The following is a 14504-nucleotide window of genomic DNA, read 5'->3' as shown; positions in this document are numbered from 1 at the left end:
CGGCTCGGCGGGTTTGCCTGCAGCAGCGCGCGCCAGGCCGGGCGCAACGCCCAGGACCGCGCCCCCCACCCCCAGCAACACGCAATTGCGTAGGAAGCCCCTACGATCGAGCAGCGCAGTGCAGTACTTAAGCTTCCCCATGATCCCCAGACCACCCGTGCCATTTTTTTAAGAATCCTAGTCACTTATCCGCGATGCGCTACCCTGCCCATCGCTCGGGCACCGCTGTTGTCGTATCGGTCAGAACCAGTTGAAGATGCGTACCGCCAGCTCGCCACAGAGTGCCCCGACCAGCACCATTGGCAGCACGATGAGTTCACGTTTGATGTTGAGAATGTCCAGCTTGCGGTTGACGTAGACGATCAGCACCAGCGTCGGCAAAGCGTGCAGCGCCACCCCCCAGATCGCCAGGCGCGGCCCGCCGATGGCCAGCAGCAGCGGCAACAGCAGCCACAGCGAAACCAGGCGGATGATGTTGTCCATGGCCTGGTACTTGGTGTGGCCCAGGGCGATCCAGATCTGGTGGGTCAAGGTGTAGCGCAGGGTGAAGAACGACAGCGACAGGATCGCCAGCATCGGCCCGGCGTCGGCATACCGTGCGTCGTACATCCAGCCGATCAGCAGCGGGCTGCCGGTCAGGAACAGGCCGCAGACGAACAGCATGACCAGATCGACCAGCAGCTTGAAGCGGTCGTACAGGGTGCGCAGGCGCGCCTTGTCGCCATCGCGGGTGGCCTCGCTGAACGCCGGCAGGGCGACCGCGCCGAACAGCTTCATCAGGCCGGTCTGGATCGAGCCGAGGATCAGCACGGCAATCGAGTACACACCCAGTTCCGCCACGGTCATGCTGGCGCCGAACCAGATGCGGTCACCGTACATCGCCAGCACGCCGACGATCGACGACAGCAGGATCCAACGCCCGAAGCTGACCAGCTCGGCCAGCGCGGTGCGGTCCCACTGCAGGCGGTTGGCCGGCCCGTGCATCGCGGTATGGCCCAGCACCGTGCCGGCCAGGGCAGCCACCACGCCGGCCGCCACCAGCGACCAGATCGAGCGGGTGAACCAGCCGATCACCAGCATCACCACCAGGCCGATGGTCTGCGAGGCCAGGTCGATCAGCACCACGCGCTTTTGCTGGAAGGTGCGCACGGCAACATCCATCTTGGTCGATTGGAACCCCCAGATGATCGCCTGCAGGCCAGTCACCGCCAGCACCAGGGGCAGCTCCGGCGCCGCGTAGGTAGAAGCCGGCGGCCACAGGTTGGCCATTTGCGCGGCCCAGGCGGCCACGGCCAGCAGCAGGGTCAGGCCGAACAGCAGCAGGCCGCGCAGAATCTGCACGGTCCAGGCGGTATTGAGAAACAGCGGGTCGTCGCCGCGCGGGCTCTGGATGATGTTTTGGCGCAAGCCAACATCCGACAGAAGGTGCAGCAGTACCGAAACCGTGGTGGCGATGACCATCACCCCGAACATTTCCGGTAACAGCAGGCGTGCCATGATCAGGTTGCCGCCCAGGCGCATGACCTGCGAGGCCACCAGCGACACCAGGTTCCATGCCCCGGCGCCCAGCGCACGCTTACGCAGGCTCCCAGCTGCTGACGCTTCAATCGACGGCATGACTTCAATCTCTGACTGAATGGCTAGAAGTCACTATAGTTTCAATTAGCCATGACGCTAGCCGTCGTCCACCGACTGATAGGTGCCTGTAGCCCATGCCCGAACAATTTCGTGCGCTGATCGTCATTCTGTTCGTCGCCAGCGTGGTGTTCTTCCTGGCCCGCAGGCCCGCCAACGACCTGATTCCCGACCGCGACTACAAGCGCCGGCGCAACCTGTGGCTGCTGATCACCCTGCTGGCGTTCTTCTCGTTCAGCTTCTGGGTGTACACCGCGGCGGCGGTGATCACCCTGCTGGTGGCCAGGCGCCGCGAACACAACGCCATGGCGCTGTTCTTCATGCTGGTGTTCGCCATTCCACCGGCCTCGGTGGATATCCCGGGGTTCGGGGTGATCAACTATCTGATCGAGCTCAACCACATCCGCATCCTCACCGTCTGCGTGCTGCTGCCCACGGCCCTGGCCCTGGGCCGCCAGGCCGACACGGTGCGCTTCGGCCGCACCCTGCCGGACAAGCTGCTGGCCGCAAGCCTGGTGCTGATGACCTTGCTGTACCTGCGCGAAACCACCATCACCGATACCTTGCGACAGGCGGTGTCGCTGTATATTGATGTGTTCCTGCCCTACTACGTCGCCAGCCGTGGGCTCAAGACCGTGCAGGACTTCAAGGACGCCCTGCTCGCCTTCGTCATCGCTGCCTTTCTCCTGGCGATCATCGCGGTGGCCGAGTTCGCCCGCCACTGGCTGCTGTACAACGGCCTGATCAGCGCCATGGGCGTGCAGTGGAGCATGTCCAGCTACCTCAGCCGCGGCGGCTCGCTGCGCGCCAGCGCCACCACCGGCCAGGCGATTGCCCTGGCCTATGTGATCAGCGTGGCCATCGGCATGTACCTGTTCGTGCAGAGCTACGTGCAAAACCGCCTGCAACGCTACATGGGCGCCCTGCTGCTGGCCGCAGGGCTGGTGGTGCCGCTGTCGCGCGGGCCGTGGATTGGCGCCGGGGTGATCATCGGGGTGTTCATCGCCACCGGCAAAGGCGCGGTCAAGCGCCTGACCCTGCTGGCCTGCGCCGGCCTGCTGGCGTTGCCGATGCTGACCCTGCTGCCCGGTGGCGAGAAGGTGCTCGACCTGCTGCCGTTCGTCGGCAACCTGGAAAAAGAGAACATCACCTACCGCCAGCGCCTGCTCGACAATTCCTGGATCACCATCCAGCGCAACCCGTTGTTCGGCTCCTTCGATTTTCGCAACACCCCGGAAATGCAGTCGATGATCCAGGGCGAGGGCATCATCGACATCGTCAACAGCTACATCAGCATGGCGCTGCGCTTCGGCCTGGTCGGGCTGGCGCTGTTCGTGGCGTTCTTCGCCAGCGTGCTGCTGGCGATCTACAAGGCGCTGCGGGCATTCCCCGACAAGGAAGACGAACACCGACGATTGGGCCGCTCATTGCTGGCAACCCTGCTGGGGATCCTGGTGATCATCTTCACCGTCAGCAGCATCACCGTGATCCCGGTGGTGTACTGGTCGGTAGGCGGTTTGGGCGTGGCCTACGTGCAGATGGTGCGCAGGCTCAGAAGCAGTGAAACCAGCGCGCTGGAAACCTCCCAGCCGACGAACCAGGTACTTTCATGACAAGGATTGGTCTGCGCCCTGGGCTCAGGGCATCGTGGCTCGTCGCGCTGCTGGCAGTGCCAGCCTTGGCCTGGTCTTCATCCGAGTGGACCGTCAGCGTCGACGAACAGAACGGCCTGCCCAGCGTGAGCCGCGGCGGCGGCCCGGCGATGCAGGCGCGCTTCGATTTCTGGGGCGGCGACTGGAGCTGGACCGGCTTCGGTACCGCGTTCAAGGTCAACGCGCCCTACCGCTACACGCTCAACGGCAAGAACCCGCAGCTGGATTTCGAGCTGGCGGCAGCAATCACCCAGCCACAGCCGCAGACCCTGAGCTGGGCCTTCGACCTCGATGCCCACAGCCTCAAGCGCGGCGTGATGGGCGGCGGCATGGTGTTTCGCTTCGACCCGGCGCTGTTCAGCCAGCAGATGGGCGAGCCGCAGCTGTTGCCGGGCAATCGTGGCTGGTCATGGGGCACTGCGACGCGGCGCATCGAACTGCGCTTCGAGCCGGCGCTGGCCAAGGTGTATTTCGAGCGCGGCGATACCTCCGAAATCCGCGCGTTTTTCTACACCGACCCGATCGAACCCGGCCGCCAGCAGATCAAGGCCACGCTCAACCTCACCGGCGATATCGAGCTCGCCCCCACCCCCACCGAACGCTTCGGCCTGGCCGACCCCACGCGCTGGCCAGACGACCAGCTCGGCTGGCGCACCTCGCCGGTCGACCTGTCGTTCCTCAACGCCGCAGAAAAACCCGCCGGCAAGCGCGGCTTCGTCAAGGCCGCCGGCGAGCAGCTGCAGTTCGCCGACAACACCCCGGCGCGCTTCTGGGGTACCAACCTGTCGGCCTATGCGCTGTTCAACACGCCGGACGATGAGATCAAGCAACAGGCAAAGCGCCTGTCTGCGCTGGGTTTCAACCTGGTGCGGCTGCACCACCATGACTCGCCCTGGGTCAGCCCGAACGTCTTCGGCGAGGTCAAAACACTGCGCGACACCCAGCAGTTGAGCCCCGCCTCGCTGAAGAAGCTCGATTGGTGGATCAAGTGCCTGAAGGATGAAGGCATCTATGTGTGGCTCGACCTGCACGTGGAGCGCATCGTCACCGTCAATGACAACATCTATGCCTTCGACGAACTGGCCAAGGGCGAGCAGTACGCCGGCATCAAGGGCTACGCCTACGTCAACGTGACCCTGCAACAGGCCATGAAGCGCTTCGCCGAGCAGTACCTGGGCCACGTCAACAGCTTCACTGGCCTTGCCTACAAGGACGACCCGGCCGTGGCGGCCGTGCTGATCACCAACGAAAACGACGTGACCCAGCACTTTGGCAACGCCCTGCTGCCGGACAAGGGCGTGCCCAAGCACAACCGCCTGTTCATGGACCAGGCCAAGGCCTTCGCCGCCCGCGCCAACCTGCCCGCCGACAAGACCTGGCGCGCCTGGGAGCCGGGGCCTGGCAAGCTGTTTCTCAACGAGCTGGAGCACCGCTTCAATGTCGACATGATCGACCACCTGCGCACCCTGGGGGTGAAGGTGCCGATCGTCACCACCAGCACCTGGGGTGGCAACGGCCTGGCCGCGCTGCCGGCGCTCACCGCCGGCAATGTGATCGATGCCCACGCCTACGGCGGCATTGGCCAGTTGCAGAAAAACCCGCTGACCAGCGACGGCATGATCAACTGGCTCGGCGCCGCCCAGGTGCTGGGCCTGCCGATGACGGTCACCGAGTGGAACGCCGAACCCTTCCCCCTGCCCGACCGCCATTCGCTGCCGCTGTACGTGGCCGGCACCGCCAGCCACCAGGGCTGGGACGCGATCATGCAGTACGCCTACAGCCAGCAGGCGTTTCTTGAAGGCTGGCGCCGGGCCGACAACTGGAACGCCTACAACGACCCGGCGATGATCGCCACCCTCCCCGCCGCCGCCTTGCTCTACCGCCGCGAAGACGTGCGCCAGGCGAGCACCCGCTACGTCTTCGCACCCAGCGCCGAAACCCTGTTCAACCGGGCCATCACCCCGGCCAATTCGGTGCTGCTGCGCACCGCCATGGAAAAAGGCCGGCTGCAGATCGCCCTGCCGCAAACGCCTGAACTGCCCTGGCTGCAGCCGGGCGCCGTGCCCAGCGATGCGCAGGTGTTGAAAGACCCGGACCAGTCGCTGCTCGATGCCAACGCCAGCGAGTCGACCAGCGACACCGGCGAGCTCAGGCGCAACTGGCAGCAAGGCCTGTACACCATCGACACGCCGCTGACCCAGGCCGCCACCGGCTGGCTGGGCGGCCAGGCGCTGCGCCTGGGCGACATCGCGGTCGATCTCAAGACCGCCTATGCCAGCGTGGTGGTGCAAAGCCTGGACGCCAAGCCGCTGAAGCAGTCGCGCAGCCTGTTGATTTCGCTCGGCAGCCGCGCCGTGCCACGGCCCGACGACATGACCCCGTTCCATGTCGAGCCGCTCGAAGGCAGCTTGACCATCCAGGCACCCCAGGGCCTGAAGCTGTACGCGCGCAAGGCCGATGGCAGCGAGCAGGCGATGGCCTCGACCTACCAGGATGGGCGCTACCGGATCACCTTCGACGGCCAGCAGATGGCCAACTGGCTGTTCCTGAAATAGCCATCTAGAGTCAGTTCAGACCTGTATTCCAGGCATTCGACGCTGCGTCTGTTCCAGGAGGATTGGATGAAGTACTTGGTTGTCGGCGGTGCAGGTTATATCGGTTCGCACATGGTCAAGCACCTGTTGGGCGATGGCCATGAGGTGGTGGTTGCAGACACCGTGGCCACGGCGCCCGACATCGAGTGGGTCGAGCTGGACATCGCCGACGCAGGCGCCCTCGACCGGCTGTTCGGCGATTATCACTTCGATGCGGTGTTCCACTTCGCCTCCTTCATCCAGGTGGGCGAGTCGGTCAGCGACCCTGGCAAGTACTACCAGAACAACGTGGCGGCCACGCTGACCCTGCTGGAGGCGATGGTCCGGGCCGACATCAGGCACCTGATCTTCTCCTCCAGCGCCGCCGTGTATGGTGACCCGCACTATGTCCCCATCGACGAGCAGCACCCCAAGGCGCCGATCAACCCCTATGGGCGCAGCAAATGGATGGTCGAGCAGATTCTCCAGGACTTCGACCGCGCCTATGGGTTGAAGTCGGTGAGCTTGCGCTACTTCAACGCAGCAGGCGCCGACCCCGAGGGGGCGCTGGGTGAATGCCATGAACCGGAAACCCACCTGATCCCGCTGATCCTGCAGGCAGCCTCCGGGCGGCGCGAGGCCATTACCGTGTTCGGCCGTGACTACGACACGCCGGATGGCACCTGCATCCGCGACTACGTGCACGTCGCCGACCTGGCGTCGGCCCATGCGCTGGCGGTGGCGTACCTGCTCAAGGGCGGCGAAAGCGCGTCATTCAACCTGGGCAACGGGCTGGGCTTTTCGGTGCAGGAAGTGATCGAAGCCGCACGAGCCATCACGGGGCGGCCAATCCGGGTGATTGAAGCGTCCCGTCGCGAAGGTGACCCGGCAGCGCTGGTGGCCGATGCACAGCGAGCGAAAAGCGTGCTGGGTTGGCAGCCACAGTTTGCGAGGCTGGATGAAATTGTCGGCCATGCCTGGAGTTGGGAGCGCAAGTTCCCTTGGTCGCCAGGTTCCTTGTAGTGATTTCGAGATCGAGCGCCGCCCGCGCGGCGCATCGCGGATAAATCCGCTCCTACAGGCCAATGCGTTTTCTCGGCGGGCGCCAAGGCGGACAACCATGGCCTGACAGACCGTGGCACGTTGCAACAAATGTAGGAGCGGATTTATCCGCGATGCGCCGCGCGGGCGGCGCTCGATCTCAAAAACACCGCGAAACTCAGTAGTAAGTGCGCGGCTGCTCATCGGCCTTGTTCAACACCGCCCCCACCAGGTTCGCGTTGGCCAGGTGGTACAGGCAGTCCTCGATGTCCTTCTTGCTGTTCATCCCATTGGCCACCACCAGCAGCACGCAATCGAACTTGGGCAGCACGGTGATCGCATCGTCCGAGCTGAGCAGCGGCGGCAGGTCGAAGATGCAGATGCGCGAATCGTAGCGGTCGCGCAGTTCGCCGATCAGGTTGTCGACCTTGGGCGAGGACAGCATCTCGGTAGACATCGGGATCGGTTCGCGGGTCGGCAGCACCACGAAGCGCGGCAGCGTCGGGTTGACCAGCGCCTCTTCCAGCCACGCCTTGCCACTGAGCACCTCGTTGAGCGCCTTGTCCATCGGCAGGCCCAGGCTGCTGCCCACCCGTGGCCGGCGCAGGTCGAAGTCCACCAGCAAGGCGGTCTTGGTGGTGTGGTGGGCGATACTCATGGCCAGGTTCACCGCCAGCACGGTCTTGCCGGCCTCCGGGGTCGGCGAGGTGATCGCCAGGGTGCGCCAGCCGTTCTCGTCCATCGCCTTGAGCACTTGCGTGCGCAACAGGTCGATGGCGCCGCTCATGTTCGAGTTCTTGTTGTACGAGATGATGCGGTTACGTTCCAGGTGTTCCGCGCGCAGCGGTACCACCTTGGTCTGCACGTAGTCGAAATCGCCCAGGGGTTCGGGCTTTTCCGCCAACAGCGGGGCCTTTGGGGTTTCCACGGGGGTGGGTGAGATCTGGTGCAGGTTCTTTCCAATAGCCGGCGTAATTCTGTCCATCGCTGCATTCCCTATTCAAACCGAGCCATAGCTTTAAACAGCAGGACGTCCAACGGCATGTAGAACACATGGACGACTACCATCAGCATAGCCAGCAACACCACGCCGGCGACGATCAGCAGCATCAGCCATTTTCGCCGCCGGGCCTTGTCGGCCTGGGTCGCGATATAGGGCACCGCCACCAGCACGCGCTTGCCCAGCACGCTTTCCAGCGCACCCACGCCACGCACCCGCTGGTTGAGCATCTCCAGCAACATCACCAGCCCACCGCCCACGGCCGGTGCCAGCACCAGGCCCAGGGCGACGATTTTCTTGCGGTTGGGTTTGACCGGTTTTTCCGGCATCAGCGGCGGCTCGAGCAGCACGAAGCGCTCGGCTTTGTTTTCCTGCTCCAGGCTTTCGGTGATCTTCGCGCCCATTTCCTTGTTGCGGATTTCTTCGTACTTCTTGCGGGCGTTGTCGTGGTCGCGCATCAGCGTGATCAGGCCGCGCTCCACTTGCGGGGCTTCGAGGATATCCGCCTCGTAGCCTTCCATCTTGCTGGTGAGCTGGCGCTTCTGCTCGGCCAGCGAGGCGATGCGCGACTGCGCCGCCGCCATCTTGGTGCGCACCCGGGCGGCGTCCAGGTTCATCGTCGCCGCAGCCGCCGCGCCTTTGTCACCGGAGGCCTGGAGCACATCGATCTTGCGCTTGATCGCCTGCACGTCCGGGTGCGCCGGGGTGTAGCGGGTCAGCAGGCGGGCATACTCGGCCTTCAGGCTTGCCAGGTCTTGCGGTTGGTCGGCGGCCGTCGAGCGGCCATTGGCAGCCTGGGTGGGCACCCCGGCATTGGCAGCCGCCAGCTCCAGCTCCAGGTAGCGCAGCTCTTCCTGGGCCGACTTGTAGTCACGGTCGACCTCGCGGAACTCCAGCTCCGAGCGCGACAGCATGCTCATGCGCAGTTGCTGGTTTTCCGGCAAGGCATTGGCGTGGGCCTGCTTGAAGTCGGCCAGCTGGTTTTCCAGGTCGGCCAGTTCGGCGCCCAGCTTGTTGGCTTCCTGGGAGAGAAATTCGGTGGTTTCGGTGGCGCGTTCGGTGCGCTGCTTGATGTTTTCGTTGAGGAACAGGTTCACCAGTTCGTCCGCCACTTCCTTGGCGACTTCCGGGCGCTTGTCCTCGTACGACACGGTGAACGCCACGGTCGCCTCGCCACGCCCCTTGATGAAGGTGCTGAGCGTGGCCACCACGATGTCGTTGCGCATCTGCTCTATCTTGTCGGTTTCGCTGAACTGCCGGCCCTTGTCGGCGAACAGGCCGTACTTGTCGATGATGCGCAGCAGGTTTTCCCGGGTCATCACGCGCTGGCGAATGACCTCGATGCGCTCATCGGCAAAGGTGGTGTTGCCGGCCGAGACCAGGTCGGGCGATATCTGCTGCGATTCGACCAGGATGGTGCCGGTGGCCTGGTAGATGGGTGGCACACTGAGGGCGACGCCCACGGTCGCTGCCAGTACGACGACGATGCTCACCCCCAGCAGCAAGGCGCGGTCCTTGATGATGGCGATGTAATCTTTGATCGACAGCTCGTACTCGGTCTTCATGTGTGGCCACCCGTGCGAAGAGTCAGATGTCGGGATATCGGTACGTCAGCGTCAGTCCCACGATGGTCGCTTCAGCATCTGGCAAGCCATCTTGCTGACGCTCCTTGTACATCAACGAAAAACGCATGTCCCAGGCCCGCGAGAATTCGTGGCTGGCCCAGGCGCTGTAGGTCTGCAAGGTGTTTGGCGTCTGCCCCTTGGCGTCCTGCCAGGACGCTTCCAGGCCCACCCGGTTTCTTTCGCTGACCAGGTAGCTCCAGCCGCCGCGCACCATGTCCAGCTCGGCGAAACCGCCCTCGGCACTGGCCACGGTGCTGCGCTCGGCGCTGAAACTGGCCTCGGCGCGCGAGCCGCGGTAGAACAGCGACATGCCGCCTTCGCCACGGCGCCCGCCACCGGAGCCGCTGGTTTCGTTGACGCCCACATGCATGGCGCCTTCCAGGCGTTCGGAGAACTGGTGCTTGATGCCGATGCTCGGCACGTAGCTGTTGGTGGCGATGGCGGTGGTGGTGTCCTGGGGCTCGTAGCGCCGCGCCTCGAACCCGGTGATCAGGTCGGTGCGCTCGCTCCAGGCGTAGGTCCAGGTCAGGTAGTTGGAGTACTCGTCGTAGCCGGTCAGCGTGGTGATGTCATACCGCGCATGGTTGTAGCGAAGCTCGTTGGCCAGGGTGCTGCGCTCGGTCACCGCACTGCTCCAGTTGGCGGTCAGCGAGGACATCTTCTGCGTGCCGTCGGTGGTGACCACGCCGGTGTCGAGCACCGTGCCAGACAGCGTCGAGCTCTCGGTGTACTGCGCCAGGAGGCCGAAACCGCCGGTCTCGGTCTCGCGCTGCCAGCCCAGGCTCAGGTTGGGGTCTTCACGGTCGTCGACCACCGAACGGTCGGACGAGCGCAACAGGTTCATGCCCAGGCCCAGACGCAGTTGGTCGCGGTCGAACTGACCGATCAGGTTGTAGTCGGGTGCAATGATGGTACGCGTCACACCTTTCTCCTTGGACGTCAGGAGCAATGGGTTACTGTCGTACTCGACAGTCGTGGGTACCACAACTGAAGACTGCCAATTGGCGGCACTAACCACCCCCGCGAACGGCATCATCATGATTGCCGCCGCCATACGCTTTGGTCGAAAAATAGGCACTAGTAATTCTTAATTATTAGAAGATTCAAGGTACGACCAGCGTATCGCCAGCCTGAAGTTGGAAGTTGGTGGACATGTCACGCCCAGAAACCAGATCCTTGTAGCGCACCGGCAATACCTTTTGTGCAGGGCCACTGCCGCGGATCACCTTGATGGCGCTTTCGTCGGCGAATTTGTCCATTCCACCCGACATGCTCAAGGCTTGCAGCACGGCGGTTGGGCCTGCCATTGGCACCGGGCCTGGCTTGATCACTTTGCCCTGGACGTACACCAGGTTGCCGGCGGTGCCGGTGACCACCACGCTGACGTTCGGGTCGGCAAGAAAAGGCTTGAGGCCGGCGGTGACCTTCTTGGCCACTGCGGTCACATCCAGGCCCGCCACATCGATGCGGCCGGCCAGGGGGAAGGTAATGCTGCCATCGGGGAGTACGACGGTTTCCTGGCGCAGGGTGTCTTCCTGCCACACGGAGATCAACACTTTGTCGCCGGGGCTCAACAGGTAGGTGGACGTGCTGTCATCGGCAACGCTGGCGCCGGCCCAGGCGCACAGTACGCAGAACAGGGAAATCAGCAAACGCGCCATGAGGGATCCCTCCGGCCAATCGGCCCAGGTTAAGAGCACTGAATGAGAACAACAGCAAGCCTCTCGCTCCACACGCAGCTGCAAACCCGCTGCGCCGGCCTCGCAATCCTGCAGGCCCTTTACCGCGATGCCGCCTTGCCTGCCCCTGCCACCACTGCCCAGGGTCTGGCCAGTGGAATATAGCAATGGCTGGAAAATTGACAAGCAACCGCCAGCGATGAAAGCGCAAATGTCCGTTTTTGTGCGTCAAGTTGCTGGCGTCGCGATAAAGAAAGGTCAACTTCAAACAACTAACACGGGCAACGCTTCAAATCTTCTTTCTATTGGCTACCGCCACGAAGCCAATGACTGCAAACGCAAAAAGCCAACCCGCCGTTGCCAAAGGAACAATATTGGTCTGGTTCATATAAGAATCAGCCGCTCGTGCCGCACCGCTCAATAACACCAACAGGAAAATCGATTTGATGAACAGAGTCGAGCGCATGTTCCCCTCCTGAAAAGAGGACAGTTATTGTTGGTTTGAATAGAGTTTTTACTGCTGGTGATTGGAGCTTATGGGCACAATGACATTACGTCAATGATCCGACACCATAATAAAAATCAATCGACCGACCCGGTACTCGTCAATTTACCGCCATGCAGAAAATGCACCCCCAACTGCCCGCTTGGGGCAATTAACAAGTGATTGAAATTGCGCGATATTGTGACGCCCATTGGCCGCGTTTCAACGCCGGGCGAACGCCACCGACTCGCTTTTCTGGCGGCGCTCGAGTGTTTCAACGGCGAGAACAGGTGCGAATCATTCTGCTTAGCAACCGTTTTATGACGGAAAAAGATCAAGCGTGCGTTGCACTTCATCAATATCGAGAGTAAAGCCTTCGCCCTCGGGCACGCCGACCACAAAACCGAAGTGCTGGTGATCGCGATCGGTCAGGTACTTGTAATAACTGACGAATCGGTTTGGCGGTTGCAGCGCCAGGAAGTTGCAACCGGCTTGCAGCACGTTGATGCCATGTACCAGCTGGCTGCCCTCCACCCCGACCACTGTCCTGGCGCCCGCGCAGGCGGCCACGATCGAAGGCACATCCAGCTGCATCGGGTTGATCACCCGAAAACCGCGCTGCGTGCGCAGGTGCTCGGCGATTTCCAGCTCATTGCGCAACAGCCGCAGGTCACCATCGCTGCCGCGCAGGATGAACACGCCCGGGTGCGGCGTGCTATCCACATGCGCCAGCAGTTTGTCGCCCATGGCCTTGTAGCGCTGGTGCCGGCTGCGGTTGTTGCTGACATCGTCGAACAGCACCAGCTCGTGGAAGAAGGCACTGCGCAGGCGCAGCGGCTGCATGCCCAGCCACTGCTCGTAGGCCGGCCCCTGGGTGAACAGCGGGTAGCGCGCCGAGGGTGCGGTGGTCACCGGCACGCCCTCGTTGCAGGCCAGGGCGTAGGTGGGGCAGTCCTCCATCAGCCAGGTGCCGAACCAGGTGTTGCCGTTTTGCGTGCAATAGGCCGCGCCCCGTTCGATCTCATGCTCCACGGCAATGCGCGGGAAGGTACTGGGCTTGAGCGACAGCCAGTGGCTGGCATTGCCCTTGTACAGCGCGCCATCGACCAGCCACACGTCCTTGAGCAGGTAGGCGCGGGTCGGCCCCTGCTCGGCGCGGATGCCGCCTTCCATGGTGCGCCCCGGGTGCACGTAGGGGAAAAAGCGCTTGGCTTCCCAGCCGGTCACTCGCTCCAGCTGGTTGGGCAGGTAGAAGGCCGGCGGCGACAGCGTGGTTTCGCCGGGGGCGATATCCCAGGTTCTGACCGCCAGGCTCTTGAGCTCGATATCCGCTTTGCGCGCCAGCCGTTTTCGCGCCATGTGCCGGTAAGCCGCCAACGTCCAGGCATGGCCACTGGCAACCGGGTAATCACTGAGTTTCGAGATATCGCTTTGCATGAGGCGGCCTCCACGGTAACGGGGCAAGGGGCTGACGCGAGGGGTCTGTTACCGGCCAGACGGGGTGCTCAACTGGACGGCACCCGCTCCATCTGGGGCGGTGAATGGAAGGTGGCGTAACGCGCGCGCAAGGTTTCCAGGAACGACTCCCCTGCACTCTTGGCGCCATAGAGGTAGATCTTGTGCAGCCCGCCAAAGACCATTTCGTGATAACGGCTGGCCACTTCTTCATCGCTGGCGCCTTCGGGCAGGCCCAGGTGCAGCGTCAACTTGTTGCCCTCCATGGCGAACAGCGGCGTGTCCCAGAGAAACTGCGCGGTGCCTTTTCTGGGCAGGCGCACGAACATGTAGGCGTGATTGCCCAGCGAATCGACATCGCCGCCACGCCGGCGCTTCCACTTGAGCAGCCCATCGTCGGGCCGAGCCAGGCACAGGCCGATGTCGTAGTAGTCGTAACCATGCTCCAGCGCCCATTCCAGGGCCATGAAGGTGGTGATCGAGTTGACCTCGCGCAGGCGCTTGGCGTCGGCGAACACCGCCTCGCAGTAGCCGAAGCGCAGGGTGCTCCAATAGCGCTTGCCGCCGCGGGTGATTTCGCAGCCCAGGTGGCAGGCCACCACTTCGTCGTTGAGGGTGATCAGGTCGAGCCGGCCCACGCCCTTGGCCAGGCGGAACACTTCCTCGGTGGCGAACTGCGCGGCATGGATGCCCTGGCGCGCCGTGGCGTATGGGCGCAGCAGGTCGCGGTCGGCCATGGCGATTTCGTTGTCGTCGAAGGTCTGGCGCATCTGGTACAGCGGCCGGTTCTTGCGGATGCTGCGGCGCAGTTCGCTGTCGTAGCGGCCGGTGATGTCATCGAGCGAGCGCCCCAGCGGTACCACTGCGCTCAGGTAATGGGGCACCGACAATGCGCCGGCGGTGGGCACCTCGCTGACCACCACCACGTGGTTCTGCGCGGCGGGGGTGGCCGCGCCCTGCACATCGCCGGCATCGCGCGGCGCCTTGCCGCCGATCAGCAGCTTGGCCATTTCGCGCTGCTGCTTCCTGCCGATGTAGAGGATTTCGTAGGGGCTGGCCTGCTGCAGCCTGAACCTGGCGATCTCCCACCGCCAGAAACAGGCCCGACCGAGGATGTCCCGTAACATGCTTGAAACGGTCCTGATCTCGTAACGCAGGGAGGGCGAGATGAGTTTGCGGGCTACTGCCACCAGGTGCGCTTTCATTCTTTTTTGACGTCCCTTTGTATATTTCAACTGGCGTTATCGCAAAAGACGATGAAGTTTCATTAACACAGCCGCATAACTTACTGATAAATCAATAACATTTATCCGTTATCACCCTAACATTCAGTAACAATTTAAGATGCAAGCTCGCGCCT

The 14504-nt window shown here is 63.1% G+C and carries 11 protein-coding genes; 3 read left to right on the top strand and 8 right to left on the bottom strand.

Annotated elements, in window-relative coordinates; genetic code table 11:
* Window positions 1–240: 240 nt before the first annotated feature.
* A complete protein-coding gene (locus tag L6D75_RS20170; RefSeq protein WP_176510856.1) occupies window positions 241–1617 on the bottom strand; it encodes an oligosaccharide flippase family protein in 1377 nt (458 codons plus the stop codon).
* A 95-nt stretch (window positions 1618–1712) separates the two neighbouring features.
* On the opposite strand from L6D75_RS20170, the gene L6D75_RS20165 reads away from it, so the two are divergent.
* From L6D75_RS20165 to galE, 3 genes are all read left to right on the top strand, one after another.
* Window positions 1713–3248: an O-antigen ligase family protein gene (locus L6D75_RS20165; protein ID WP_176510857.1), complete on the top strand. Its 1536-nt coding sequence runs from the start codon at window positions 1713–1715 to the stop codon at window positions 3246–3248.
* The gene (locus L6D75_RS20160) at window positions 3245–5842 is read left to right on the top strand and encodes a glycoside hydrolase family 5 protein (RefSeq protein WP_176510858.1); all 2598 of its coding nucleotides are present in this window, start codon (window positions 3245–3247) and stop codon (window positions 5840–5842) included. The genes L6D75_RS20165 and L6D75_RS20160 overlap by 4 nt, the downstream gene beginning before the upstream one ends.
* Before the next feature lie 66 nt (window positions 5843–5908).
* Window positions 5909–6883 (top strand): UDP-glucose 4-epimerase GalE, encoded by a 975-nt coding sequence (gene galE, locus L6D75_RS20155; protein ID WP_236193777.1) that lies wholly within the window; start codon window positions 5909–5911, stop codon window positions 6881–6883.
* A gap of 196 nt (window positions 6884–7079) precedes the next feature.
* Here galE and L6D75_RS20150 read toward each other — a convergent pair whose 3' ends face one another.
* The 7 genes from L6D75_RS20150 to L6D75_RS20120 all read right to left on the bottom strand — a co-directional run bounded on the left by L6D75_RS20150 (window position 7080) and on the right by L6D75_RS20120 (window position 14349).
* On the bottom strand, window positions 7080–7886 hold the full coding sequence (locus tag L6D75_RS20150; protein ID WP_176516189.1) for a CpsD/CapB family tyrosine-protein kinase: 807 nt from the start codon (window positions 7884–7886) through the stop codon (window positions 7080–7082).
* A gap of 11 nt (window positions 7887–7897) precedes the next feature.
* Window positions 7898–9466 (bottom strand): GumC family protein, encoded by a 1569-nt coding sequence (locus tag L6D75_RS20145; RefSeq protein WP_176516187.1) that lies wholly within the window; start codon window positions 9464–9466, stop codon window positions 7898–7900.
* 22 nt (window positions 9467–9488) lie between these two features.
* Window positions 9489–10559, bottom strand: a complete 1071-nt coding sequence (locus L6D75_RS20140) for a porin family protein (protein WP_176516191.1) — start codon at window positions 10557–10559, stop codon at window positions 9489–9491.
* 70 nt (window positions 10560–10629) lie between these two features.
* A complete protein-coding gene (locus L6D75_RS20135) occupies window positions 10630–11187 on the bottom strand; it encodes a polysaccharide biosynthesis/export family protein (RefSeq protein ID WP_176516185.1) in 558 nt (185 codons plus the stop codon).
* A 307-nt stretch (window positions 11188–11494) separates the two neighbouring features.
* A complete protein-coding gene (gene eppA, locus L6D75_RS20130) occupies window positions 11495–11671 on the bottom strand; it encodes an EPS-associated small membrane protein EppA (RefSeq protein WP_176516182.1) in 177 nt (58 codons plus the stop codon).
* A 336-nt stretch (window positions 11672–12007) separates the two neighbouring features.
* The gene (locus L6D75_RS20125) at window positions 12008–13126 is read right to left on the bottom strand and encodes a glycosyltransferase 61 family protein (RefSeq protein ID WP_176516180.1); all 1119 of its coding nucleotides are present in this window, start codon (window positions 13124–13126) and stop codon (window positions 12008–12010) included.
* A gap of 68 nt (window positions 13127–13194) precedes the next feature.
* A complete protein-coding gene (locus tag L6D75_RS20120; protein WP_176516178.1) occupies window positions 13195–14349 on the bottom strand; it encodes a hypothetical protein in 1155 nt (384 codons plus the stop codon).
* Window positions 14350–14504 lie beyond the last annotated feature (155 nt).

Origin of the sequence: Pseudomonas faucium (genome assembly GCF_021602585.1) — a bacterium.
GTDB lineage: Bacteria > Pseudomonadota > Gammaproteobacteria > Pseudomonadales > Pseudomonadaceae > Aquipseudomonas > Aquipseudomonas faucium.
This window is presented reverse-complemented; position numbering and strand designations above follow the sequence as displayed.

Bases quoted from the DNA above. Each gene is read 5' to 3' on its own strand.
- L6D75_RS20160 (WP_176510858.1), top strand. From the start codon at position 3,245: ATGACAAGGATTGGTCTGCGCCCTGGGCTCAGGGCATCGTGGCTCGTC.
- L6D75_RS20125 (WP_176516180.1), bottom strand. From the start codon at position 13,126: ATGCAAAGCGATATCTCGAAACTCAGTGATTACCCGGTTGCCAGTGGC.
- L6D75_RS20135 (WP_176516185.1), bottom strand. From the start codon at position 11,187: ATGGCGCGTTTGCTGATTTCCCTGTTCTGCGTACTGTGCGCCTGGGCC.
- eppA (WP_176516182.1), bottom strand. From the start codon at position 11,671: ATGCGCTCGACTCTGTTCATCAAATCGATTTTCCTGTTGGTGTTATTG.
- L6D75_RS20140 (WP_176516191.1), bottom strand. From the start codon at position 10,559: ATGCCGTTCGCGGGGGTGGTTAGTGCCGCCAATTGGCAGTCTTCAGTT.
- L6D75_RS20170 (WP_176510856.1), bottom strand. From the start codon at position 1,617: ATGCCGTCGATTGAAGCGTCAGCAGCTGGGAGCCTGCGTAAGCGTGCG.
- L6D75_RS20165 (WP_176510857.1), top strand. From the start codon at position 1,713: ATGCCCGAACAATTTCGTGCGCTGATCGTCATTCTGTTCGTCGCCAGC.
- L6D75_RS20150 (WP_176516189.1), bottom strand. From the start codon at position 7,886: ATGGACAGAATTACGCCGGCTATTGGAAAGAACCTGCACCAGATCTCA.
- galE (WP_236193777.1), top strand. From the start codon at position 5,909: ATGAAGTACTTGGTTGTCGGCGGTGCAGGTTATATCGGTTCGCACATG.
- L6D75_RS20145 (WP_176516187.1), bottom strand. From the start codon at position 9,466: ATGAAGACCGAGTACGAGCTGTCGATCAAAGATTACATCGCCATCATC.
- L6D75_RS20120 (WP_176516178.1), bottom strand. From the start codon at position 14,349: ATGAAAGCGCACCTGGTGGCAGTAGCCCGCAAACTCATCTCGCCCTCC.